Annotated in this window: 22 protein-coding genes; 11 read left to right on the top strand and 11 right to left on the bottom strand. The window is 73.8% G+C overall.

Annotated elements, in window-relative coordinates; translation table 11 throughout:
* Positions 1-59: 59 nt before the first annotated feature.
* Positions 60-2882, bottom strand: a complete 2823-nt coding sequence (gene leuS, locus BLW47_RS15860; RefSeq protein ID WP_091558159.1) for a leucine--tRNA ligase — start codon at positions 2880-2882, stop codon at positions 60-62.
* Positions 2883-3283: 401 nt separating this feature from the next.
* Here leuS and BLW47_RS15855 point away from each other — a divergent pair, with 401 nt between their 5' ends.
* The 3 genes from BLW47_RS15855 to BLW47_RS15845 are packed head-to-tail and all read left to right on the top strand — an operon-like array spanning position 3284 to position 8111.
* Positions 3284-4342: an AAA family ATPase gene (locus BLW47_RS15855; protein ID WP_091557347.1), complete on the top strand. Its 1059-nt coding sequence runs from the start codon at positions 3284-3286 to the stop codon at positions 4340-4342.
* A 2-nt stretch (positions 4343-4344) separates the two neighbouring features.
* Entirely contained in the window at positions 4345-5643 is a 1299-nt protein-coding gene (locus BLW47_RS15850; protein WP_091558156.1) for a DUF58 domain-containing protein, read from the top strand.
* Positions 5640-8111, top strand: a complete 2472-nt coding sequence (locus BLW47_RS15845) for a transglutaminase TgpA family protein (protein WP_091557345.1) — start codon at positions 5640-5642, stop codon at positions 8109-8111. Before BLW47_RS15850 ends, BLW47_RS15845 begins: the two co-directional genes overlap by 4 nt.
* A gap of 107 nt (positions 8112-8218) precedes the next feature.
* Here the strand turns inward: BLW47_RS15845 and BLW47_RS15840 are convergent, their stop codons facing one another.
* From BLW47_RS15840 to BLW47_RS15815, 6 genes are all read right to left on the bottom strand, one after another.
* Entirely contained in the window at positions 8219-8608 is a 390-nt protein-coding gene (locus BLW47_RS15840; RefSeq protein WP_091557341.1) for a DUF3040 domain-containing protein, read from the bottom strand.
* Positions 8609-8687: 79 nt separating this feature from the next.
* Complete coding sequence (locus BLW47_RS15835) at positions 8688-10007, bottom strand: DNA polymerase IV (RefSeq protein WP_091557337.1); 1320 nt, start codon at positions 10005-10007, stop codon at positions 8688-8690.
* Positions 10008-10054: 47 nt separating this feature from the next.
* Positions 10055-11215 (bottom strand): alkaline phosphatase family protein, encoded by a 1161-nt coding sequence (locus BLW47_RS15830; RefSeq protein WP_091557333.1) that lies wholly within the window; start codon positions 11213-11215, stop codon positions 10055-10057.
* A complete protein-coding gene (locus BLW47_RS15825; RefSeq protein WP_245736702.1) occupies positions 11212-11961 on the bottom strand; it encodes a methyltransferase domain-containing protein in 750 nt (249 codons plus the stop codon). Before BLW47_RS15825 ends, BLW47_RS15830 begins: the two co-directional genes overlap by 4 nt.
* 151 nt (positions 11962-12112) lie before the next feature.
* On the bottom strand, positions 12113-12373 hold the full coding sequence (locus BLW47_RS15820) for a hypothetical protein (RefSeq protein WP_091557326.1): 261 nt from the start codon (positions 12371-12373) through the stop codon (positions 12113-12115).
* A complete protein-coding gene (locus tag BLW47_RS15815) occupies positions 12370-12669 on the bottom strand; it encodes a DivIVA domain-containing protein (RefSeq protein ID WP_091557322.1) in 300 nt (99 codons plus the stop codon). Before BLW47_RS15815 ends, BLW47_RS15820 begins: the two co-directional genes overlap by 4 nt.
* 24 nt (positions 12670-12693) lie before the next feature.
* On the opposite strand from BLW47_RS15815, the gene BLW47_RS15810 reads away from it, so the two are divergent.
* The 5 genes from BLW47_RS15810 (at position 12694) to BLW47_RS15795 (ending at position 15471) form a co-directional block, all read left to right on the top strand.
* A complete protein-coding gene (locus BLW47_RS15810; protein WP_091557319.1) occupies positions 12694-12930 on the top strand; it encodes a winged helix-turn-helix domain-containing protein in 237 nt (78 codons plus the stop codon).
* Between the two features lie 187 nt (positions 12931-13117).
* Positions 13118-13336: a winged helix-turn-helix domain-containing protein gene (locus BLW47_RS15805; RefSeq protein WP_091557316.1), complete on the top strand. Its 219-nt coding sequence runs from the start codon at positions 13118-13120 to the stop codon at positions 13334-13336.
* A gap of 436 nt (positions 13337-13772) precedes the next feature.
* Entirely contained in the window at positions 13773-14021 is a 249-nt protein-coding gene (locus BLW47_RS24765) for a hypothetical protein (RefSeq protein ID WP_139307319.1), read from the top strand.
* A gap of 2 nt (positions 14022-14023) precedes the next feature.
* A complete protein-coding gene (locus BLW47_RS15800; protein WP_139307318.1) occupies positions 14024-15247 on the top strand; it encodes a hypothetical protein in 1224 nt (407 codons plus the stop codon).
* Positions 15248-15258: 11 nt separating this feature from the next.
* Entirely contained in the window at positions 15259-15471 is a 213-nt protein-coding gene (locus tag BLW47_RS15795) for a hypothetical protein (RefSeq protein WP_091557309.1), read from the top strand.
* Positions 15472-15597: 126 nt separating this feature from the next.
* On the opposite strand, the gene BLW47_RS15790 is transcribed toward BLW47_RS15795, so the two are convergent.
* The 4 genes from BLW47_RS15790 to BLW47_RS15775 all read right to left on the bottom strand — a co-directional run bounded on the left by BLW47_RS15790 (position 15598) and on the right by BLW47_RS15775 (position 21963).
* A complete protein-coding gene (locus tag BLW47_RS15790) occupies positions 15598-18984 on the bottom strand; it encodes an error-prone DNA polymerase (RefSeq protein WP_091557306.1) in 3387 nt (1128 codons plus the stop codon).
* 12 nt (positions 18985-18996) lie between these two features.
* On the bottom strand, positions 18997-20583 hold the full coding sequence (locus BLW47_RS15785) for a DNA polymerase Y family protein (protein WP_091557303.1): 1587 nt from the start codon (positions 20581-20583) through the stop codon (positions 18997-18999).
* Positions 20580-21335, bottom strand: a complete 756-nt coding sequence (locus BLW47_RS15780) for a hypothetical protein (RefSeq protein ID WP_342709369.1) — start codon at positions 21333-21335, stop codon at positions 20580-20582. The genes BLW47_RS15785 and BLW47_RS15780 overlap by 4 nt, the downstream gene beginning before the upstream one ends.
* Positions 21336-21513: 178 nt before the next feature.
* A complete protein-coding gene (locus BLW47_RS15775; protein ID WP_091557300.1) occupies positions 21514-21963 on the bottom strand; it encodes an SAV_6107 family HEPN domain-containing protein in 450 nt (149 codons plus the stop codon).
* 476 nt (positions 21964-22439) lie between these two features.
* Between BLW47_RS15775 and BLW47_RS15770 the strand changes: the two genes are divergently transcribed.
* From BLW47_RS15770 to BLW47_RS15760, 3 genes are all read left to right on the top strand, one after another.
* Positions 22440-23420, top strand: a complete 981-nt coding sequence (locus tag BLW47_RS15770) for an EamA family transporter (protein ID WP_217634862.1) — start codon at positions 22440-22442, stop codon at positions 23418-23420.
* A gap of 103 nt (positions 23421-23523) precedes the next feature.
* Positions 23524-24012, top strand: coding sequence for a YbaK/EbsC family protein (locus BLW47_RS15765; protein WP_091557293.1), 489 nt, complete (start codon positions 23524-23526; stop codon positions 24010-24012).
* The gene (locus BLW47_RS15760) at positions 24009-24746 is read left to right on the top strand and encodes a monooxygenase (RefSeq protein WP_091557290.1); all 738 of its coding nucleotides are present in this window, start codon (positions 24009-24011) and stop codon (positions 24744-24746) included. Before BLW47_RS15765 ends, BLW47_RS15760 begins: the two co-directional genes overlap by 4 nt.
* The last annotated feature ends 13 nt before the right edge of the window (positions 24747-24759 follow it).

The following is a 24759-nucleotide window of genomic DNA, read 5'->3' as shown; positions in this document are numbered from 1 at the left end:
CTTCATATGCTCGGGTTCACCCGTTATTTCCGGGCCACAACTGCAAGATCGGCGGAGTTTCAGAGGACGACGCTGACCATCCGGGCGGGGATGACGATGACCTTGCGGGGGTCGCGGCCGGCCAGCTGGTCGGCGACGGCGGCCAGGGCGGCCTCGCGGACCTGCGCCTCGGTGGCGTCCGCGGGGACCTCCACCCGGCCCCGGACCTTGCCGTTGACCTGCACCGGATAGGTGACGGACTCGGCGCGCAGCAGCGCCGGGTCGGCCACCGGGAAGTCCGCGTACGCCAGCGAATCGGCATGCCCCAGCCGCTGCCACAGCTCCTCCGCGACGTGCGGAGCGAACGGCGCCAGCATCAGCACCAGCGGCTCGGCCACCTCACGCGGGGTCGCCGACAGCTGGGTCAGCCCGTTGGTCAGCTCGATCAACTTGGCGATCGCGGTGTTGAAGCGCAGCGCGTCCATGTCGCCGCGCACCCCGTCGATCACCCGGTGCAGCAGCCGCCGCGTCTTCTCGTCCGCCGGGGCGTCCACCACCCGCAGCTCGCCGGTGTGCTCGTCGATCATCGCGCGCCACACCCGCTGCAGGAACCGGTACGAGCCGACGACCGCCCGCGTCTCCCACGGGCGGGAGACCTCCAGCGGACCCATCGACATCTCGTAGACCCGGAAGGTGTCCGCCCCGTACGCTGCGCACATCTCGTCCGGCGTGACCACGTTCCGCAGTGACTTGCCCATCTTGCCGTACTCGCGGTTCACCTCGGTCTCGCCGCGGAAGAACCGGCCGTCGCGCTCGACGACCTCCTCGGCGGGCACGTACGCGCCGCGCGGGTCGGTGTAGGCGTACGCCTGGATGTAGCCCTGGTTGAACAGGCGCCGGAACGGCTCCTTGCTCGACACGTGGCCCAGGTCGTACAGCACCTTGTGCCAGAAGCGCGCGTACAGCAGGTGCAGCACCGCGTGCTCGACGCCGCCGACGTACAGGTCGGCGCCGCCGGCGTCGGTCGGGGTGCGCGGTCCCAGCCAGTACTCCTCGTTCGCGCGGTCGGCGAACGTCTGCGCGTTGGTCGGGTCCAGGTAGCGCAGCTCGTACCAGCACGAGCCCGCCCACTGCGGCATCGTGTTGGTCTCCCGGGTGTAGCGCTTCGGGCCGTCACCCAGGTCCAGCTCCACCTCCACCCACTCGCGGTTCCGCGACAGCGGGGTCTCCGGCGAGCTGTCGGCGTCCTCCGGATCGAACGTCTTCGGCGAGAAGTCCGCGACCTCCGGCAGCTCCAGCGGCAGCATCTCCTCCGGCAGCGCGATCGGCAGACCGGTGGAGTCGTACACGATCGGGAACGGCTCGCCCCAGTAACGCTGCCGGCTGAACAGCCAGTCCCGCAGCCGGTACGTCACCGCGCCGGTGCCGTGGCCGTTGGACTCCAGCCACTCGATGATCCGCGCCTTCGCCTCGGCGATGTCCAGCCCGTCCAGGAACCCGCTGTTGACCGCCGGACCCTCGCCGGTGTACGCCTTGCCGTCGAAGCCCTCCGGCGGCTGCACCGTACGGATCACCGGCAGGTCGAAGACCTCCGCGAACGCCCAGTCACGCTCGTCCTGGCCCGGCACCGCCATGATCGCCCCGGTGCCGTACCCGGCCAGCACGTAGTCGGCGATGAAGACCGGCAGGCGGGCGCCGTTGACCGGGTTGGTGGCGAAGGCGCCGACGAAGACGCCGGTCTTCTCCTTCGCCTCGGCCTGCCGCTCCACGTCGGTCTTGCCGGCCGCGAACTTGCGGTACGCCTCGACGGCCTCGCGCGGGGTGGCGTGCCCGCCGGTCCAGGCCGGCCGGGTCCCCTCCGGCCAGGCGGCCGGGATCATCGCGTCGACCAGCTCGTGCTCCGGCGCCAGCACCATGTACGTCGCACCGAACAGCGTGTCCGGGCGGGTGGTGAAGACCCGGATCGCGCCGGCCTCGGTCGGAAAGCTGATGTGCGCGCCCGAGGAGCGGCCGATCCAGTTGCGCTGCATCAGCTTGATCGGCTCGGGCCAGTCCAGCAGGTCCAGGTCGGCCAGCAGCCGGTCGCCGTACGCGGTGATCCGCATCATCCACTGCCGCAGGTTGCGCTTGAAGACCGGGAAGTTACCCCGCTCCGAGCGCCCGTCGGCGGTGATCTCCTCGTTGGCCAGCACCGTCCCCAGCCCGGGGCACCAGTTGACGGGCGCCTCGGAGATGTAGGCCAGCCGGTAGTCGTCGACGATGCCGCGCCGCTCCACCTCCGACAGCTCCGCCCAGGCGCGGCCGTCCGGCGTGCCCCGCTGCCCGCTGGCGAACTCCGCGATCAGCTCCGCGATCGGCCGCGCCCGGCCCGCGTCGGTGTCGTACCAGGAGTTGAAGATCTGCAGGAAGATCCACTGGGTCCAGCGGTAGAACTCCACGTCGGTGGTCGCCACCGACCGGCGTTGGTCGTGCCCCAGGCCCAGCATCCGCAGCTGCTGCCGGTAGCGCTCGATGTTCTGCTCGGTCGTGGTGCGCGGGTGCTGCCCGGTCTGCACGGCGTACTGCTCCGCCGGCAGGCCGAACGAGTCGAAGCCCATCGTGTGCAGGACGTTGCGGCCCGCCATCCGCTGGTAGCGGCCGAAGCAGTCGGTGCCGATGAAGCCCAGGGGGTGGCCGACGTGCAGGCCGGCGCCGGACGGATACGGGAACATGTCCATCAGGTAGAGCTTCTCGGCGTTGAACCGCGGGTGCGCCGGGTCGGCCAGCGGGCCGGCCGGGTTCGGCGCGTGGAACGTGCCCCGCTCGTCCCAGCGCTGCTGCCAGCGCGCCTCGATCTCGCCGGCCAGGGTGGCCGTGTACCGGAAGGGCGGGATGTCCGCCGTCGTCTCGGCTGTCTCAGTCATGGTCGCCACCTCGCGTCGTAAGGTCCAGGGCCCGGGTCGGTCCGCCCGCCGGCGCGGCGCGGCGGGCATAAGGGCGCGGAGGGCATAAAAAAGCCCCTCCGCAGGAGGGGTCGCCGTGCTGCCGTCCGGCCGGTGGAGCTGCCGGGACTGTCAGCACGGCCAACTAAGAAGCAGGAAGGCCCTGGCCATGACGGCAGTCTAACCCGCCGGTGACCCCGTGTCGCACCCGCCGTGCCGTAACGGACACCGCCGGCACCCGAGACTCCCTCGGCTAAACATCGCACCTTGGCTAGCCTGGGGGATGCGGGTGGTCCGGGCCCAAAGCACGGCCAAAATCCGCGAACTGCGGCATGCACGGACACGTATAGGTAGGCAGCCGCAGCAGGATGAGGAGGAGGCCCGTGACACAGGAAACCTGGGACGACCTGGGCGCACCGATGTCGAGCGACGAGTTCCGCGCCGCCAGCGACGCCATCGTCGCCAATATCGAACAGGTCATCGAGGGCAAGACCGCCACCGTTCGGCTCGCGCTCGCCGTGCTGCTCGCCGAGGGGCATCTGCTCATCGAGGACGTTCCGGGCGTGGGCAAGACGAAGCTGGCCAAGGCGCTCGCGCGGTCGATCGACTGTTCGGTACGGCGCATCCAGTTCACCCCCGACCTGCTGCCCAGCGACGTCACCGGGGTCAGCGTCTACAACCAGGAGACGCACGACTTCGAGTTCAAGCCCGGGGCCGTCTTCGCGAACCTCGTCGTCGGCGACGAGATCAACCGGGCCTCCCCGAAGACGCAGTCCGCGCTGCTGGAGTGCATGGAGGAACGTCAGGTCACCGTCGACGGCACGACGTACGAGCTGCGCACGCCGTTCATGGTGATCGCCACGCAGAACCCGATCGAGATGGAGGGCACCTACCCGCTGCCCGAGGCGCAGCGCGACCGGTTCACCGCGCGGATCGCGATGGGCTATCCCGACCCGGCCGCCGAGCTCGCCATGCTCGACGTGCACGGGGCGAGCGACCCGCTGCAGGCGCTGCCGCCGGTCGCCGACGCCGCCACCGTCCGCCGGCTGATCGGCACGGTACGCGACGTACACGTCTCCGACCCGGTCAAGCAGTACGCCGTCGACCTCGTCACCGCCACCCGGGAGACCCCCGACCTGCGGCTGGGCGCGTCGCCCCGGTCCACCCTGCAGCTGCTGCGCACCGCCCGCGCCGTCGCCGCGCTCGAGGGACGCGACTACGTCCTCCCCGACGACCTGCAGGTGCTCGCCGTTCCGGTGCTGGCGCACCGGGTCATCCCCACCGCCGACGCCCAGCTCGCCCGCCGCACCACCGACGCGATCATCGCGGAGCTGGTGCACCGGCTCCCGCTGCCGCACGACCGGCAGCGCGCCCCGTACGACCCGCCGCCCTACAACGGCAACGGCCACGGGTTCACCCCGCACGAGCCGCGGAGGGGGTGACCGTGCGCGAGGCGCTGCGCGGCCTGACCATCCGGGGACGGTCCTTCCTGGCCTCCGCCGTCGCGGCCGGGATCTCGGCGGTCGTCCTCGGCGAGAAGGACCTGCTGCGGGTCGCGTTCCTGCTCGCGGTGCTGCCGCTGCTGGCGGTCGCGTACGTGGGGCGCAGCCGGTACCGGCTCGCCTGCAGCCGTTCGCTGGAGCCGCACCGGGTCCCGGTCGGCACCAGCGCCCGCGTGGTGCTGCGGCTGCAGAACCTGTCCCGGCTGCCCACCGGCACCCTGCTGCTGGAGGACCGGCTCCCCTACGCGCTGGGCAGCCGGCCCCGCGTGGTGCTGGAGCGGCTCGGCGCCCAGCAGGCCAGCTCGGTCGCGTACACGGTCCGCGCCGACGTGCGCGGCCGGTACGAGATCGGCCCCCTGGTCGTCCGGCTGACCGACCCGTTCGGCTTCTGCGAGCTGACCCGCGCCTTCCCCAGCGTCGACCGGCTCACCGTGGTACCGCAGGTGGTCCCGCTGCCCACGGTCCCGCTCGGCGGCGAGTACGCCGGCAGCGGCGAGAGCCGCGCCCGATCGGTGGCGGTGCACGGCGAGGACGACGCCGCGACCCGGGAGTACCGGCGCGGCGACGACCTGCGCCGGGTGCACTGGAAGTCGACGGCCCGCACCGGCGAGCTGATGGTGCGGCGCGAGGAGCAGCCCTGGGAGAGCCGCGCGACGGTTGTGCTGGACACCCGCGGGTACGCCCACCGGGGCGAGGGTCCGACGGCGAGCTTCGAGTGGGCGGTCTCGGCCGTCGCCAGCATCTCCGTGCACCTGCACCGGGCCGGCTACAAGCTGCGCCTGGTCACCGACGCCACCGTCGACACCGGCCCGGTCGACGCCGGCGGCGACGGCGTCCTGCTCGACCGGCTCGCCGATGTCCGCCCGGCGCAGCGCACCGACATCGCCGCGCTCGTCGACGGCGTACGCCGGCAGACCGACGGCGGCCTGGTGATCGCCGTGCTGGGCGCGCTGACCAGCGCGGAGGCCGAGCTCCTGGCCGGCCTGCGGATCAACGGCACGACCTGCGTCGGCTTCCTCATCGACAGCTCCGCGTGGCTCACCCTGCCGCCCGGCGCCCGCACCGAGGCGGACCGCGCGCACGGCGCCGCCGCGCTCGCGCTGCTCAACAGCGGTTGGCGGGTCGTCGGCGTCACGCACGGCAGCGACCTGCCGGCGTTGTGGCCGCAGGTGGGGCGGGGCTTCCAGGGCTTCGCGTGGCGGGCCGCGATGGCCGAGACGGTGGCCGGGGGTGTGCGATGACCCGACGCCGTCACCTCGGGGTGGTCGCCGGCCTGGCGACGCTGCTCGCCGCCACGCCGCTGTCGGCCATCTTCGAGCGCTGGACCTGGCTGCTGCAGTGCACGATCGCGATCGCGCTGGTCACCGGCGCGGCGACGCTGGCGCGGGCGCTGCGCGCCCCGCTCTGGGCGCAGCTGCTCGGGATGATCGGCGGGCTGCTGCTCACGTTGACCTGGCTGTTCCCCAGCGGCCAGGAGTATCTGGTGGCGGTGCCGTCACCGCAGACGTTCGGGCACTTCAGCGCGCTGATGACGCAGTCCGCGCAGGACGTGCGCGCGTACGGCGTGCCCGTGCCGGACCTGGATCCGCTGCTGTTCATCACCGTCATGGGGGTGGGCGCGGTCGCGATCCTCGTCGACCTGCTCAGCGTCGGGCTGGGGCGTCCGGCGCTGGCCGGGCTGCCGATGCTCGCCATCTACTCGGTGCCGGTGGCGGTCTACGTCGACAGCGTCTCGCCGGTGCCGTTCGTCATCGGCGCGCTCGGGTTCCTCTGGCTGCTGGTGGCCGACAACGTCGACCGGGTGCGCCGCTTCGGGCGGCGGTTCACCGGCGACGGGCGCGACGTCGACGTCTGGGAGGCCTCGCCGCTCGCCGCGGCGGGACGGCGGCTGTCGGTGGTCGGCGTCGTGCTGGCCATCCTGCTGCCGGTCGCCGTGCCGGGCATGACCAGCGGGCTCTTCGACACGTTCGCCTCCGGGACGGACAGGGCGGGCGGGTCGGGCCGGGGCACCGGCAACGGCCGGGTGAACCTGTTCGCGGCGCTGAGCGGCCAACTCAACCAGTCGGAGGTGCGGGAGCTGGTCACGGTCACCACGAGCGACCCGCAGCCGGCGTACCTGCGCTTCGGGGTGGCCGACACGCTGCAACGCGACGGGTTCGCCAGCCGCCCACCGAACGGGATCCCGATGCGGGACGTCGTGGAGCCCCGCTCGCCGAAGGGGCCCGGGGTGAGCAACGAGAGGTACGAGGCCACGGTGCAGGTCTCGCGCGACTTCGACATGCCGATGCTGCCGGTCTTCCCGGTGCCGACCGGAGCGCGCGACCTCGACGGACGATGGTTCTACGACCGGGACGCGCAGATCGTCTTCACCGACCGCGGCCGCAACCGCGACCGCAGCTTCTCGTTCGACTTCGTCCGCACCTCCTACTCCCCGGCGGCGCTGCGCCGGGCGCTGCCGCTCGCGGAGAACGACCCGATGCGGAAGCAGTTCACGGGGACACCGGTCGAACCGGTGGTGAGTCGGCTGGTCCAGCGGCTAACCGCCGATAAGCGGACGGAATACGACCGGGTTCGAGCGATCTACGACTACTTCTCCCGCGACAACGGGTTCTCCTACAGCCTGCGCACGGAGGGCGGCACCAGCGGCCGGGACATCGTCGACTTCCTGAACACCAAGGTCGGCTTCTGTCAGCAGTACGCCGCCGCGATGGCGTGGCTCGTGCGGGCGGCCGACATCCCCGCCCGGGTCGCCTTCGGCTTCACCAACGGCACGGTGCAGCAGGACGGCGCGATGGTCATGACCAACCGGAACCTGCACGCCTGGACCGAGGTGTACTTCAACGGCTTCGGCTGGGTGCCGTTCGACGCCACGCCGGCGGCGAGCGTGCCCGGCTCCACCCGGACGGCGTGGGCGCCCGACACCGACCGTCCGGAGCCGGTCGTCCCCTCGGCGGCACCGGGCGCGCCGACGGGCGCCGACCCCTCCGCCGGGCCGACCGGCGCGGACGACCCGGCGCGCGACGTCGACGACGGTCTCGCCATCCCGGGCGGTCCCGCCGCGCCGAGCGGTCCGACCTGGCCATGGTGGACGGCCGCGGGAGTCCTGCTGACGCTCGCGCTGCTGGCCGTCCCGGCGCTGCACCGGTCGCTGGTGCGGCGTCGACGCGCCGCCCGCGTCGCCGCGGCGTCGGTCGCGCCACCGGGCGTCGCCGGCGCTGTGGCGGACGCGCCGCCGGGCGCGGCGTGGGTCGTGGTGACGGGCGCGGACGCGGACCGGGCCCGGAGCGACGCGCACGCGGCGTGGGACGAGTTGATCGACACTCTGGTCGACTACCGGGTGCCGGTCGATCCGACGGAGACGCCGCGGGCGACGGCCGACCGGCTCGTCGGGGCGGAACGGGTGCGCGACGAGTCGGCGGAGGCGCTCCGGCTGCTCGGGCGGGCCGAGGAGCGTGCCCGCTACGCGCGGGACCCGGTCCAGGCCGCGGCGTTGCCGGAGGCGCTGCGCACGGTGCGCCGGGCGGTCGCGGCCGGCGCCGACCGCCGTACCCGATGGACGGCCGCGGTCCTGCCCCCCTCGGTCATGCTGCGGTGGCGCTCCCGCACCCTGGACCGCTTCGCCAGCGCCGTCGCGGCCCTAGGCCGCTACCGCAACGCCCTCGTCCGCTGGAGCCCCCGCCGCCTCCTCGCCAACCGCGCCTCGCGCTGACCCGAAAGATCCGCGTGATCAGGGAGAAACTTCGGTGAGTCCCGGGCGTGTCCCGGTCACCGTCCCTGATCACGCGGATCTTGCCGGCATCACGCGGATCTTGGGCGTTAGCGGTGGCCTTCGGGGCGCTGGCGCCAGCGCTCCTCGAGGCGGTCGACGAACGACATCTTGCGGCCGCCGCCACGGGTGCGGCGGGTGGCGGTGCCGCCGACGACGCGCAGGTCGGGCTGCTGGGCGCGGCGGTGCGAGTGCATCGCGAACGCGGCGGCGCTGAGCATGACGACGAAGCCGGCGACTCCCAGCAACGACGTCTTGCTCGCCACCCCGTAGACGAGCAGGACAAGTCCCGCGACGCCGACAGCGGCAGCGACGAGCAGGCGACGCCGCGCGTGGAAACGCGGGTCGCTGGCGCGCACAGCCGAGGCGAATTTGGGGTCCTCGGCAAGCGACCGTTCGATCTGCTCGAACAGCCGCTGCTCGTGCTCCGAGAGCGGCACGGCACTCCTCCCCGGTCACGTTGGCCGGCGCGGTCGGACCGGCAGACCGTGGCAGCCGATCGGCTGCTTAACCGCAAGTCTACGAGGGGGTTCGCGGGTCGGAAAGCGGGTCGACCCCCGGCCGGGGCCGATTTTCCGTCCGGCGCAGGTCATCGCCCCCCAACAGACTAGCCGGACGCACGACCGATCGCCCGAAACGCGCCGCGGCGGCGTCGGCCGCGGCCTCCGCTTCCCGCCACCCGTGCTCGGGCGCGCCGAGCGCGAGCTGCCGCGGCAGCGTGCCCGCTGGCGCCAGCCCCTCGACCCGTACGCCCACCAACCGGATCGGCTCGGTGGCCCCACCGGGCGCGCGCGCCCCGGGCTGCAACGCCGTGAACAGCGCCCAGGACGTCTCGAAGATCTCCCGCGCCACGTCCGTCGCCCCGTCCACGGTGCGGGAGCGGTTGACGGTGCGGAAGTCGGCGAGCCGCACCTTGATCGACACGGTGCGCCCCGCGTGCCCCGCGGCGCGCAGCCGCGCCCCGACCTTCTGCGCGAGCGACAGCATCGCCCGCCGCAGCGCCACCGGGTCCACCACGTCGTCGTCGAACGTCACCTCGGCGCCGATGGACTTCTCGGCCTGCTCCGGGTTCACCCGCCGCGGGTCGCGCCCCCGCGACAGCTCGTGCAGGTGCGCCGCCGCGGCCTCGCCGAGCGCACCGCGCAGCATGCCGATCGGCGCCGCCGCGACGTCGCCGACGGTCGACAGGCCGAGCCGGTGCAGCTTCTCCGCCGCCCGCTCCCCCACCCCCCAGAGCGCGCCGACCGGCAGCGGATGCAGGAACTCCAGCACCCGGTCCGCGGGGACGACGAGCAGCCCGTCGGGCTTGGCCCGGCTGGAGCCGAGCTTCGCCACGAACTTCGACGGCCCGACCCCGACCGAGCAGGTGAGCCGCTGCTCCTCGAAGATCCGCTGGCGGATCATCCGCGCGATCCGCGCCGGCCGCCCGAGCAGCCGGCGCGCGCCGGCGACGTCGAGGAACGCCTCGTCCAGCGAGAGCGGCTCGACCAGCGGGGTGACGTCGCGGAAGATCTGCATCACCGCGCGGGAGGCCGCCGAGTATTGCGCGAAGTCGGGCGGCAGGAAGACCGCCCCCGGGCAGAGAGCACGGGCCCGCATCGTCGGCATCGCGCTGCGCACGCCGTAGGCCCGGGCCTCGTAGCTGGCGGAGCTGACCACGCCACGCGGGCCGACGCCCCCGACCACGACCGGGCGGCCGCGCAACTCCGGCCGACGCCGCACCTCGACCGAGGCGAAGAACGCGTCCATGTCCACGTGCAGGATCGGGCAGTCGGTGTCGTCGGCGTCCGCGCCGAAGCGCGGATCGCCACCGCGCGGCACCGCAGAACTCCGACCCATGCCCGCGAGACTAGCCCGCGGGTACGACATTTCCCCTGGTGACGCCGCTACCGGCGGAGCACGAACAGCGGGATCATCATCTCCGCGGCGGTGTAGGAGCCGTGGTACGCGACCAGCTTCGCCTCCGCCGGATGGTCGCTGCGGGTGGCCAGCACCACCGACGAGCCGTGGCAGGCCACCACCACGTCACCGACCCGACCCAGGTGCGCCTCCGGCACCGGCCCGAACCAGCCGGCCGCCACCGCCTCCTCCCGGCTCGCCACCCAGGCCGCATCGCCGAGCACACCCCGCCAGACGGCGATCACGTCGTCGACCGCGCCCGGCACGGTGTGCAGGTAGCGCACCCGCGCCTCCCCGGCCACCACGCGTACACCGTTGCGCAGCCGCGGGTCGGCGTCGAGGTCGAACCGGTCCTCGGCCGGCACGTTGAGCTGCCCGTGATCGGCGGTGACCAGCAGCGCCCCGTCGGCCGGCAGCCCGTCGCGCAGCCGGGCCAGCAACCGGTCCACATCGGAGGCCGCGGCCCGCCACGACACCGAGTCCACACCGGCGGCGTGCCCCTCCCGGTCCAGGTCGGGGTGGTAGCCGGAGACCAGCGTCGGCCCGTCGCCGTGGCACAACGCGGCGAGCATCTCCGCGGCGAGGGCGTCCACTCCGGTCGCGCCCCGGAATGCGCCGCCACGGTTGGCGGCCACCGTCAGGCCGCTGCCCTCGTACTCGGGGCGGGTCACCGCGGTCACCGCGACGCCGGCCGCCCGGGCCCGCTCCAGCTGCGTCGGCACCGGCTGCCACCGGGCCGGTTGCGGGTCGTCACCCCAGGCGATGTGCGTGAGCACCCGGTCGGTGCCGGGCACGTTGACCCGGAACCCGAGGACCCCGTGCGCGCCGGGCGGCGCGCCGGCGCCGAGGCTCACCAGGCTGGTCGGGGTGGTCGAGGGGAACCCGCTGGTCAGCTGCCGGGCGCCGGGGGTCAGCTCGGCCAGGGTCGGGGCGTACGGGGCCGCGACCGGGAGCTGGTGCCAGCCGAGCCCGTCGACGAGCAGCACCGCGATGCGGCGTACTCCGGCCAGCTCGCCGGCCAGCCCGAGCGCGTCCACCGCGCCGGGCACGCCGAGCGCGGCGAGCGCGCTGGGCAGCACGTCGGCCAGGCTCGCCGCGCCGTAGCGGGGCCGGACCGGATCGAACGGCCCGGTTCCGGGCAGCGTCACGACGCCGGGCGGCGGGCGAAGAGGTGCAGCTGCGCGGCCATGTCCCGGTAGGGCGGGTGCGCCGCGGCGGTCAGCTCCAGCTCCAGCAGCGCCGCGGGATCGGCGTCGGCGACCACCGCGGGGATCAGGTCGGCCAGCACGCGTACCCCGTGGATCTGCTCCACCTCGAGCCCGGCGGCGCGCAGCAGCGCCGCGGCGCCCTCGGCGTCGTAGCGCCGGCGCAGCGTGTCGCGCGGCCCCGCGCAGCCTTCCGGGTCGGCGAGGATCGTCGCGGCGAGATCGAGGTGGCCGTTCATGGCCCGGCTGAGCACCGCGGCGGCCCGGCCGGCGACCAGGACGCTGGCCGCGCCGCCCGGCCGCAGCGCGGTGGCGACCGCCCCCACCACCTCGGCCGGATCGTCGACCACCTCGAGCACGGCGTGGCAGAGCACCAGGTCGGCGCTGGACGGCTCGACGAGCCCGGCGAGCGCGTCGCCGTCACCCTGCACGGCGCGCACCCGGTCGGCGACCCCGGCCTCGGCGGCGCGGCGGGTCAGCGCGGCGAGCGCGTCCGGGCTGGCGTCGACGACCGTCACCCGGTGCCCGGCCTCGGCCAACGGCACCGCGAACCCGCCGGTGCCGCCGCCGACGTCGAGCACGGTGAGGGCGCGGTCGCCGAGCCGGTCGAGTTCGCGGCGCAGCACCGCCCAGACCGCGGCCGTGCGGGGGCCGGCATGAGGGCTGGTGGTCGACGTTGGCCGGCCGATCGCCGGGGCGTTCTGGCTTCGCTCCACCCCGCCGAGCCTAGGGCACCCCTGCGGTCGCGTCATCGCCCGCTACAGGTGCGGCCGCCGCCGGACCGATGAAGACAGTCGCCCCCACCTGCATCGACCCGGCTGGGTGAGTGACGGTCCCCCGTCACGTGCCGGGCGCCGGGGCGCACGCGAGGGCATGGCCGATCGGGAGCACGCACCGCCGACCGGCGCCGAGCCGTCGATCGCAGAAAACCCGATGGCGTACGCCCTGGGCGTCCTCCAGCGAGACGGTGGTCTCCCCCGGATCCAGCTCCGGCAGGTACGACAGCGAGCGGCCCGCCGCCCGAGCGAACGCCTTCGCCGCGACCAGGTCCGACGCGGTGAACGGGACATGCATCACGTACCGCCCCGGCTGGTCACTCATCCGCCGGCCGCCTCCCGCATCGACGGTGCCTGCTGCGACTGCCACCGTCGCAGCGCGTCCTTGATCCGCAGGTTCTGCTCATGGGTACGGGCCAGCTCGACATACAGCCCTTCCAGGTCGGCGGCGACCCGCTCCAGGAAATCCCCCACCTCCGCCGGATCCAGCCCGCGCCGACCGAACCGGGTGAGGGCGAACCGCCGCTGCCGCACCTGCCACGGCCGCAACGGCGCGTACGTGGCCGAGCGGTAGGCGGAACCGCGTCGACCTGGACCGCTGCCGACCGAGCGTGGGAAGATCTTGGGGCCTACCAGGAGTCCCCCATGCCTCGCATCTCAGATCGCCAGCGGATCGCGCAGGATATCCGCGACAAGATCGCGTCCGGCGAGCTTGGCCCCGGAGCCAAGCTTCCATCCCTGCGCGAGCTGACGACGCACTACGGCGTCTCCGCCGAGCCGGTGCGCTCTGCCCTGTTGATCCTGCAATCCGAGGGCCTACTCGAAGGCCACCAGGGCAAAGGCGTCTACGTCACGAGCAACGCGAAGACGTCGGAGTCGTAGCAGCCAACAAGGATCCAAGTCGGGGCTGGAGAGGGCCGCCCGCACGCGCCGAGCAGCTTCGCGTGCGCCTCGGCCACGCGTCCGGGTCGGGGTGCGGACTGACCGTCGTGGCCATCCGGATGCACGATGTCGACATCGACTCCGGCACATACGCCCGGAGCCGACCGCCCCAGGCCGGGAAGTGTGTATGCCCAAGCAGCAATACCAGGTGCTCGCAGACGCCCTGCGAGCAAAGATCGAGTCGGGCGAGTGGGCCCCAGGGACGAAGCTGCCCAGCCGCTCGCAACTCTGCAAGGACTACGGCGTCTCGGACACGGTAGTCGGCAAGGCCATGATGATCCTCCGCGCGACCGGGCTGACCGAGACACTCGAAGGCGTCGGCGTTTTCGTAGCCGACCGCAGTTGAGCGACCAGGGCTGATCTTTCGGCACCAAGCGTTTCCCCTCGCCGGGCACCGCGACAAGATCGCCTCGGAAAGCCTGCGGAAGTCAGTGGCACCACTGAGGAGTGGGTGTGTCGTTCCGCCAGGGCCTATCCATATAAGTGCAGTGGGTGGATATGCAGCTGTTGGGGGGTAACGGACCGTTATCGCCGAAGGCGTGCGGCACCGTTCTGCACCAACAGGGTTCGCGCTCGCCTGCGTTCATCACTGAGGGCGACCGTCCGGTCCGAAGTGGGCCGGGGCAGTTGGGCGGGACGGGCGCGAGGTTGCAGGTAGGCGCGTCGGGTTACCCATGTCGGCGTGCTCAACCGGCAACACGCTCAGTTATTTATGGATGCCGTTTCGCGCTTTCGCTCCGGCGAACTCCGTGTCCCGTTGCCAACTTGTGACCTTCCGCAGGGTGACGACGGCTGATGATCTTGCGACCCTTTTTGTTCTGAATGCTTCGGCGGTAAACGCACTACCCGTTACTGCGAATGCCACCGCCTCTGCCGCGATTGCGGGATCGGGGGTGCGCGGCCCCCTCGTGCGCGCCTACATTTCCTGCACCGCTTACGCGGATGATCAGCTTATATCGACGGAGGTGGAAGGCGGCGAAGGCGCGTCACAGCTAGAGCACGCGATCTCGGCGATGTGGTCCGGAGAGTGAGCATGAGACTGTTGGCCGGCGCTTTGGCCCGTATGCACGTCGCTGTGTACGGGTTCGTTCTCGTGGTGATCCTCGAGTCGATCAACTTCTTTGACCGCGGGATGCCCTGGCGCGGCGAATGGAACTGGACCGTCGACTGGATCGGCTCCGTCTTTCCCATCCTGGGGCCGCTGCTCGCCGGGGTCTTCGCTGTCGACGCTGGACTCGCCCGCCGGCGCACGCAGCTGCCGCAGCCCGAGGGTCTGCCGCGCCCGGGCCGGCAGTTTCTGAGAACGTGGGCGGTCGGCGTGGCTGGTATCGCAATCGCGTACGCCGTGGTCGCCGCCGCGTTTCTGATGACGACCGGGACCGCGGCTCACGTGCCGAAGGGCCCCGGCGTGGCGATGCTCGCCGTGCAGGTCCTCGTCTTGGCGCTGTACGCCCTTCTTGGCACGTCCGTCGGACGGGTGGTCCGCCCAGCACTGGGTGGCCCACTGGCCGCAGCGTTGGCTGTCGTGGCGTTCTGGATGCTCGCCCGGAATGAACAGGCCGTCGCCCTGCTGGGCAGCGGATCCGCGACAGCAAGTCTGCTGGGTCTTCAGTACTCGCTGACCTACCTGGCCATCCAGGCGGCAGCGCTGCTGAGCGTCCTGGGTCTGATCGCCGCGGCGCACCTCACCACCGCTGCCGTGTTGCGTCGCTCTGCATTGGTGCTCGTTGCGGTGCTGGTCGGTGCGGCACTGGTCTCCCCGCCCAAGTATCTGAAGTTCGACGATGTTCAGGTTTCCGCGTCGGTTTGTCAGCAGGCTCGCGTCAGCGTCTGCGTCTACCCGGAGCACCGGCGATTCCTTCCGAGCCTGAGCGCAGGTGTCGTGCGGATCCACGACGAGGCCAGTCGCCTGGGGATAAGCGTTGTACTGACAAACGTCTACGTTGAACGACGACCGCACGAGGTCGCGACATCGTCCCGGGATGGGCGGGGTCGGCTCGACCTGCGCCCAGACCTGTTCGGCTCCGACGACATTCCTCTGGTAGACGTCGCCTGGTCTGTCGTCACACCATGGCACTGCCCGCAGCTGTACGCGGACACGCCCCCACCGCCGGAGTTCGGCTCGGCACTGGAGATCGTTGTCACCGAACTGTCCGCAGACGCCGAGGACGCAGCGAGCGTCGGCGTGACGTACGGGATGACGCCTGCGCAAGCCCGCACAGCCCTACTTGCCTTCCACACGTGCGACTTCAGCTGACACGGAACGGCATGAGGATCATCGTCAGTGCGTGGCTGAACGTGCACGACGCCTGGCGCGGCGTCGCTGTGCTCGCCGCCGCAGCCGCCGTGTCGCTGGCGTCGACGGGTGCGGTTCTCCTGGAGTTCGTGACGCCGTTCTCCACGCCAGTGCCGGTGGCGGTGGGCGTCCTGGCCGTCCTGTCCGCGTCGATCTACGCGTACCGCGGTGCGTCCGCCGACTAATCCACCGCCCCACGCCGTTCCCGCCGGGGCTACCGTCTCGGGTTCACTTTCTTCGGCAACCGCCCCGGCTTCAGCCCCGGTAGCTGGCACCGTCCGGCGGATTGGTGGGTCTGCTGCCGACCTGAGTCAGCGGAAGTCGCGGGAGGCGGGGCTGACCGGCGCGGTGATCGCGTCGAGCCGGTCGGCGGTCAGGTTGAGCACCCCCTCGTGCTTCTCCAGCCGGCCCCGCACCACCAGCGCCGCGCTGGTCCGCGCGACCGTCCGGTACCGCTGCCACAGCCCCGGCGAGCAGCTCACGTTGAGCATCCCGGTCTCGTCCTCCAGATTCAGGAACGTCACCCCGCCGGCGGTCGCCGGGCGCTGCCGGTGCGTCACGATGCCGCCGACCCGGATCCGCCGGCCGTGCTCCACCCGCCCCAGCTGCGCGATCGGCACCGCGCCGAGCGAGTCGAGCCGGTCCCGGATGAACCGCGCCGGATGCGTCTCCGGCGACAGCCCGGTCGCCCACACGTCGGCGACCAGCTTGTCCACCTCGTCCAGCCCGGGCAGGGTGGGCGCGGTCGTCGCGGCGATCGTGCCGGGCAGCCGGTCCGGACGCTCCTGCGCGGCCGCCCCCGCCGCCCACAGCGCCTCCCGCCGGCTCAGCCCGAAACACGCGAAGGCGTCCGCGGTGGCCAGCGCCTCCAGCTGCGCCGCGGTCAGACCCACGCGCCGCGCCAGCTCCGGCATGCTCCGGTACGGCCCGTTCGCGGCCCGCTCGGCGGCGATCCGCTCGGCCACGTCGTCGCCGAGCGTGCGCACGGCGGAGAGCCCGAGCCGCACCGCCGGACCGCCCAGCCCCCACCGGTGCGGCGGCTCACCGGGGGCGCTCCCCCACCGGGTGTCCGGTGTCGACTCCAGCATCGCCTTCGCGCCGCTGGCGTTGATGTCCGGCCGCCGCACCTCCACCCCGTGCCGGCGGGCGTCGTCGACCAGGGTCTGCGGCGAGTAGAAGCCCATCGGCTGGGCGTTGAGCAGCGCGGCCAGGAACGGCGCCGGGTGGTAGCGCTTGAGCCAGGAGCTGGCGTAGACCAGGTAGGCGAAGCTCATCGCGTGGCTCTCCGGGAAGCCGTAGCTGGCGAATGACGACAGCTTGAGATAGACGTCGTCGGCGAGCTCGCCGGTGATGCCCCGCGCGGCCATCCCGGCGTAGAGCCGGTCCTTGATCTGGTCCATCCGTTCCATCGAGCGCTTCGACCCCATCGCGCGGCGCAGCTCGTCGGCGCCGCCGGCGTCGAAGCCGGCCAGGTCGATCGCCAGCTGCATCAGCTGCTCCTGGAAGAGCGGCACCCCCAGCGTCTTCTCCAGCGCGTTGCGCATCAGCGGGTGCGGGTACGTCACCGGCTCCAGGCCGTTCTTGCGCCGGATGTACGGGTGCACCGAGCCGCCCTGGATCGGGCCGGGCCGGATCAGCGCCACCTCGACCACCAGGTCGTAGAAGCACTCGGGCTTGAGCCGCGGCAGCGTCGCCATCTGCGCCCGGCTCTCCACCTGGAACACCCCGACGGAGTCCGCCCGCTGCAACATCGCGTACACCTCGGGGTCGTCCAGCGACATGCCACCCAGGTCCAGTTCGGACTCGATCATGTCGTACGCGTAGTGCAGCGCCGAGAGCATGCCGAGGCCGAGCAGGTCGAACTTGACCAGCCCGGCGCTGGCGCAGTCGTCCTTGTCCCACTGCAGCACGGTGCGCCCGGCCATCCGCCCCCACTCCACCGGGCACACCTCGATCACCGGGCGGTCGCAGATCACCATCCCGCCGGAGTGGATGCCCAGGTGCCGGGGGAAGGTCTGCAGTTCGTTGGCGTACTCGACGACGTGCTCCGGGATGCCCTCCACGTCCACCGCGGCGACCGACCCCCACCGGTCGATCTGCTTGCTCCACGCGTCCTGCTGTCCCGGCGAGAAGCCGAACGCCTTGGCGATGTCACGCACCGCCGAGCGCGGCCGATACGAGATGACGTTGGCGACCTGGGCGGTGTGCTCCCGGCCGTACGTCGCGTAGACGTGCTGGATGACCTCCTCGCGGCGGTCGGACTCGATGTCGACGTCGATGTCGGGCGGTCCGTCCCGCTCCGGGGCGAGGAAGCGCTCGAAGAGCAGGTTGTGCCGCACCGCGTCCACGTTGGTGATGCGCAGCGCGTAGCAGACCGCCGAGTTGGCCGCCGAGCCGCGGCCCTGGCAGTAGATGTCGTGCTGCCGGCAGAACTGGACGATGTCGTAGACCACCAGGAAGTAGCCGGGGAAGCCCAGCTCCTCGATCATCCGCAGCTCGTGGTCGAGCTGCTCGTACGCACGCGGGTGCGCCGCGGGCGGCCCGTAGCGCTCCAGCGCCCCGCGCATGGTCAGCTCGCGCAGCCAGCTCATCTCGGTGTGCCCGGCCGGCACGTCGTACGCCGGCAGCCTCGGCGCGACCAGGTGCAGGTCGAACGCGAGCTGCGCGCCGAACTCGGCCGCCCGGGCGACCGCTCCCGGGTAGGCGGCGAACCGGGCGGCCATCTCGGCGCCGCTGCGCAGGTGGGCGGTGGCCGCGGCGGGCAGCCACCCGTCGATCTCGTCGAGGCTGCGCCGCGCCCGCACCGCGGCGACCGCCGTGGCGAGCCGGCGGCGCCCCGGGTTGGCGTAGTGGACGTTGTTGGTGGCGACCGTGGGCAGGCCGTGCCGGCGGGCCAGCTCGTCGAGCGCGTCGTTGCGGTCGCCGTCGTACGGGTCGCCGTGGTCGGTCAGCTCGACGGCCACGTTCTCCGCCCCGAACAGCGCGGTCAGCCGGTCCAGCTCCCGCGCCGCCGCCTCGATCCCGTCGGTGAGCAGCGCCGACGGCACCATGCCCTTGCGGCAGCCGGTCAGCACCAGCACGTGGTCGCGCAGCTCGGCGGCGATCTCCGCCAGCTCGCCGTAGACGGGCCGTCCCTTCTCGCCGCCGCGCAGGTGCGCCCGGCCGATGGTCCGGGCCATCCGGGCGTACCCCTCGGGCCCGTGCGCCAGCACCAGCAGGTGCCGGCCGTGCGGGTCCGGCGCGCCGGTGCGGGGGGCGGCCCGGTCGGCGTCGGCGGCGCCGAGGGACAGCTCCGCGCCGAAGATGGTGGGCAGCCCCAGCGCGCGGGCCGCGTCGGCGAACCGGACCACCCCGTAGAACCCGTCGTGGTCGGTCACCGCCAACGCGGTCAACCCCAGCCGGGCCGCCTCCTCGGCCAGCTCCTCGGGGTGGCTGGCGCCGTCGAGGAAGCTGAAGTTGCTGTGGCAGTGCAGCTCGGCGTACGGCACGCCGGCCGGCTGGCGCGAACCGCCAACCGGCGGTTCGTACGTCGGCCGCTTCTGCGTCCAGGCCGGCGCGTCACCGCCGTCGCCGTCGACGGCGAGCGGATCCACCACGTGCAGGTGCGCGCCGCGTCCGGTGTCGCCCTCGGCGGCGGGCCGGCCGGAGAGCACCCGTTCCAGCTCCGACCAGGACATCTTCGGGTTGTGAAAGCTCATCGGCGCGCCCCGCTAGTCATAGATCGCCTCCACCGCCCACTGGCCGCCGGCGAGCGAGAGCAGCAGCGCGGTCCCGTCGGCGAGGCCGACCTGGAAGCGGGCCCGCCGCCGCGCCTCGGCCGGCGCCCACCAGCGCTCGTCGACCGGCCACGGCCCGGCCCAGCCAACGATCTCCACCGGCGGCCGGGTGCCGATCGCGAGGCGCGCCGGCGCCGCGCTGACCTCCAGGCGGGCGGTCACCGCGACCGGTTCGCCGGCGGCGTCGTAGACGGCCGCCGACAGCGGCTCGGGCAGCACCAGCGCGGGCGCCGGCGACGGCAGCCGACCGGGCCAGGGCGGCGCGTCGGGGCTCGCCGCCGGGCCCGGCCGGGTCGGCACCCGCTCGTCGCCCCACGGCACCAGCCGGACCTGGTCCACGGGGGAACGCCCGCCGCCGAGCACCGCGGTCACCACCGACTCCGGGCCGAGGATGCCCTGCACCCGGCTCAGCGCGCGGTGCGCGCGCTCGCGCTCCTCGCCGGTCTCGCCCCACAGCCCCGGCTGCAGGCCGACGTGCGCGAGCACCCCGTCGGGGACCAGACGCAGCCGGATGATCCCCGACGTCGGCCGGGGCGGCGCGGCGCGCCCGCCGGGCCGGGGCCGCCCCTGGCCGGCCAGCCACCCGTCGAGCTGCCAGCGCACCCGGTCGGCGATCGCCGCCGCGGTCAGCAGCCCGTCGTGCCGCCACACCCGGTGCAGCTCCTGGCCGTGCTCGGTCACCGCCTCGATGCCGAGCCGGGTGCAGGCCAGGCCGTGCCGGGCGAGCGTGTCGTGCAGCCGCTCGGCGAGCGACCGGGCCGCGAACGCGGCCACGTCGACCCGGTCGAGCGGCTCGTCGTAGGTGTCGGTCACGTCGAGGTCGGCCGGAGGCCGCCGCGCCGCGAGCGGCCGGTGGTCACGGCCGGCCGCGAGCCGGTGGGCCAGCGCCGCGTCGAACCCGAACCGGGCCAGCACGTCGCCGGCCGGCAGCGCCGCGAAGTCCCCGAGCGTCCGCACCCCGAGCCGGCGCAGCAGGTCGGTCAGGGCGGGCCGGCCCAGCGCCGCGACGGGCAGGTCGGCGAGGAACGGCGGCGTGCCGCCGGGCTCGATGATCCGCCCGGCCCGGGCGGCCAGCCCCGCGGCGAACACCCCGTCGGCGATCCCGACCTGGCTCTCCACCCCGCAGCTCTGGGCGACGTGTTCGACGATCTGCTCAGCGGCCCGCTCCTCACCGCCGAAGTAGCGTCCCGGGCCGCGTGCGGCGAGCGCGCAGGCGCCCGGCCGGACCACCTCCACCCCGGCGGCGACCTCCTCGACGGCGGCGACGACCGGCTCGAACGCCCGCGCGTCCCGGCCCGGATCGTGGTCGACGGCGGTCAGCTGCGGGCAGCGGCTCTGCGCCTCCCGTTTACGCAGCCCCCGGCGCACCCCCTCGGCGCGCGCCGCCTCGGAACAGGCGACCACCCGGTTGGCGTGCAACACCGCGACCGGGGTGGTGGCCGGCACGCCGTCGACGATCTCGGCAGCGATCACCGGCCAGTCGGGGCACCAGACGAGCAGGGTGCGGACCGGGCCGGTCACGCGGTCCCGCCGACCAGGGTCAGGGCCGCGCGGCGCGACGCCGGACGCGGACCGCCGGTACGCACCGGGTGCGGCGCGCCGCCGGCACGGGTCGCCCCGTCACCGGGCATCCAGACCTTGACCTCCTTCGGACGGGCCGCCGCCCCGCGGCCCCGCGCGCAGATGGTGACCTCGCGGCGGCGCAGCCGGCCCCGACCCTGCCCGAGCCCTTCCCACATGCCCCGCATGACCTGCAGGGTGACGTCGGCGCCCTCCCACGGCCCGTACGGGACGAGCACGCTGCCGCGCTGGCGGGCCCGGGCGGCCAGCCGGGTGGCGACCGACGGGGCGAGCCCCGGCGGGACCGCGGCGACCACGACGTCGACCCCGTCGATCAGGGCGGCCACCACGGTCGCCCACTCGGGGCCGGGATGCGGCACCAGGGCCAGCCGGTCGAGCGCGATGCCGGCGTCGGCGGCGGCGACCGCGCCGAAGGTGGGCACCCCGACGACGGCGCACCAGGATCCGGCGCGGGACGCCTCGGCGAGCAACGCGAGCACCAGCGAGCTGCCGCCGCCACGGGCCGGACGGCCGCTGCTCACCGCGACGGTCGTGCCCCGGCGCAGTCCGCGGTTCGGCAGCAGCGCGGTCAGCTCGGGAACCACCGGCAGCAGCCGGTGCCCGCCGGCCGGATCGGGCTCGCTGGCCGGCCTGACCAGTCCGGCCGCGACGGCGGACAGCGCCGTGGCCCCGACTACCATCCGGCCCGCCATCTATCTCGCCCCCGTGTTGCTCATGCGCTGTTCTTCGCTCGTATTCGGCCCCAACATTGGGACAAATTGGACTACTGATGAAAAAGACGCCCCCGGACGGGCGGATGACTCTCCGGACGTCGCGCCGCGCGACCGACACGGGACGGGGCGGCGCGCCGGGCGCCACCCCGCGGGAAACTCAGGCGGCCAGGCCGTCGAGGACGGGCTGGTGCGCCAGCCCGAGGGCGACCTCGACCAGCGCGACGAACTGCTCCGCCGCGCGCAACAGGTCATCGGCCTCCCGCGCGCTCACCACGCGGGGGATGCCCGCCTCGGCGGCGGCCCGCTTGCTCGCGCCGGCGGCGAAGTAGGTCGCCCACTCGTCCAACTCGGGCGCGACCATCAACAGCAGGATCCAGACGTTGGTGACGCGGTGGCGCCGGGTGGGCGCCGGCCGGGCGCGGGCGGCGAGCATCGCGGCGGCGGCCCGCAGGGCCGCCAGGTGCGCGGCGGCGTAACGCAGCCCGTCGGGGCGGGTCACCGCCGCCTCCGCCAACCCCTGCCGGGCGAGCGCGAGCAGCTGGGCGGGCGTCCGCTGCGGCAGCACGTGGGCCGGGACGGTGGGGGCCTGGGTCGGGCTCGTCGGCATGGGACTGTCTCCTCCGCGTCGCCAATTCGGGGGGCGCGGCGGTCGGACCGGGGTCCGACCGCCGCCGCCGGGGTCGAAGAAGCCCGCGCGCGGAGGAAGACGCGGCGGTGCTCGCCGGCCGGGTGTGATGCTTCCCCACACCCACCCGGCCGGCTGCGCCGGCGGGTCCGTCGTCCGCCGCCCGGGGGTCGAGGGCGGCGGACGGCGGTCCTGCCTGTGGGCTGCGGACCCGCGAATGTCCGACAGCCCCGTGCGGTTCGCGAAACCGCACCGCCGGGAGCCGCGTCGCGAATCGCCACTCCCGGTCCGCTAGCACGAACGTTCGAGTCAATCGAACACCCGTACTAACTACTGCTGACAGTACACCTCGCCACCGACAAAAACGCAACGTCATCGGCGGCGAGTTGTGAAACCGGCTCCGAAGTAAGGGGCGATCGGCACCCGGCGCGTGACACGTAGGCGGTAGCCTCAGCGCCGTGACGACAACGCGCCCCGCGCTCGGCGTCGCGATGGTGGTCGGGTCGGGCGTGCTGTTCGCGGTCAACGGCACCGTGTCGAAACTCGTCCTGCGCGCCGGCCTCGAAGCCCCCCAGCTCACCCTGGTACGCGCCGCCGGCGCCTTCGCCGGGCTGCTCGTGCTGAGCGCGCTGCTGCGCCCCGGAGCACGCCGGCTCCGGGTCACCCGTCGCGAGCTGCCGCTGCTGATCGCGTACGGCCTGACGGGCTTCTTCCTCGTCCCCATGCTCTACTTCGTGGCGATCTCGCGGATGCCGGTCGGGATCGCGCTGCTGTTCGAATACACCGCCCCGCTGCTCGTCGCGCTCTGGGCCCGCTTCGGCCAGCGGCAGCGCGTCCGGCCGCGACTCTGGGCCGGGCTGGCGCTCAGCCTCGTCGGTCTCGGCTGCGTCGCCGAGATCTGGGGCGACCTCAAGCTGGACGGACTCGGCGTGCTCGCCGGGCTCGGCGCGGCGGTCATGCTCGCCTTCTACTACGTGCTCGGCGAACGCGGCGTGCAGCGCCGCGACACGCTGTCGCTGACCACCTGGGCGTTCGGCGCCTCGGCCGTGGCCGGGCTGCTCGTCCGGGCCGCCACCGCCGGGACCGGCGGCTGGGAACCGCTGGCCGGGCGGACCAGCGCCGGCCTCCCCGTCGCGCTGCTCTGCGCGTACGTCGTGGCGCTCGGCTCGATCGCGCCCTACCTGCTGGTCGCCGCGGCGCTGCGACACCTGCCCGCGACCAGCGTCGGGATCATCGGCATGGTCGAGCCGGTGCTCGCGGCGGCGGTCGCCTGGCTCGCGCTCGGCGCCGGCGAGGCGCTCAACGCCGCCCAGCTCGCCGGCGGCGCCCTGGTGCTGGTCGGCGTGGCGCTGGCGGAGACCGCGCGGGTGGCCGCACCCCCGCCCGCGCCGCCCGCGCCCGACGTGATCGCGCCCGCGGCGCGGGCGGCCGTGCGCTGAGCCGCCGCGCGCGGCGGAGGCCGTGCGCTGAGCCGCCGCGCCCCGGTGCGCTGCGCCGCCGCGCCCCCGTGCGCTGATCCGCCGCGCCGAGCAAGATAGGGGCATGCAGCCACACCCGAACGTGCAGGCGGTGCAGGACGCGCTCGACAACGCCGGCGCACGGGACGCCGCCGGCGGCCCGTGCCGGGTGCGGTTACTGCCCGAGGCGGTGCACACGGCCGCGGCCGCGGCGGCGGCGCTCGAGGTCGAGGTGGGGCAGATCGCCAACTCCCTGATCTTCGACGCGGACGGCGAGCCGCTGCTGGTGCTCACCTCCGGGGCGCACCGGGTCGACACCGCGCGGGTGGCCGCGACGCTCGGCGTCCGCGCCGTCACGCGGGCCACCCCGGAGTTCGTCCGGGCGCACACCGGGCAGCCGATCGGCGGCGTCGCCCCGCTCGGGCACCCCAAGCCGGTGCGCACGCTGGTCGACACCGCGCTCGACGGGTACGACGAGATCTGGGCCGCGGGCGGCGTACCCCAGTCGATCTTCGCGACCACCTACTCCGAGCTGTTGCGGATCACCGCGGGCACCCCCGCCGAGGTGGCGTGAGCGGGGAACCCGGCCTCGTCACGCTGCACGTCTGGCGGGTGCCCCGGCGGGCGCTCCCGCGCGCGCTGACCCGGATGGCGGTCGATCCGCGGCGGCTGCGCCGCCTGCCGGGGGTGCGCTTCGGCAAGCTGCTCGGCACCGGGACGGGCACCGGCTTCGGCCCGACCGACGTCGACCCGACCCGATGGGCGGCGCTGATCGCGTGGGACGACGCCACCACCGCGGCGGACTTCGACGAGACCGCGGTCGGCCGGGCGTGGCGGCGGATCGCGACCGCGGGTGCCCGCCTCGATCTCCGGCCGCTGGCCAGCCGCGGCCGGTGGGCCGGCATCGAGCCGTTCGGCGCCCCGACCGGCGGGCCGACGCAGCGGCCGGTGCTGGCGCTGACCCGGGCGCGGCTGCGGGCCCGCCGCGCCCCCACGTTCTGGCGCGCGGTGCCGCCGGTCGCGGCCGCGCTGCACGCCGCGCCGGGGCTGCTCGCCCGGTTCGGCGTCGGCGAGGCGCCGATCGGATGGCAGGGCACGGTGAGCGTGTGGCGCACCGCCTCGGACCTGGCCCGGTTCGCGTACCGTCAGCCGGAGCACCGGGCGGCGATCGCCCGTACCCCGACGGAACGGTGGTACGCGGAGGAGCTGTTCGCGCGCTTCGAGGTGCGGGACGTCGCCGGTGACCGGGCGGTGCTCGGGTGGGTGGGGCGCGACGGTGGGTGGGGCGCGACGGTGGGTCGAACATGAGGAGCGGGGCGGC

The sequence above is a fragment of the Micromonospora pattaloongensis genome (assembly GCF_900107255.1).
Classification (GTDB): domain Bacteria; phylum Actinomycetota; class Actinomycetes; order Mycobacteriales; family Micromonosporaceae; genus Micromonospora_I; species Micromonospora_I pattaloongensis.
Note: the sequence above shows the minus strand (reverse complement) of the source record. Positions and strands in the feature narration are given on the sequence as shown.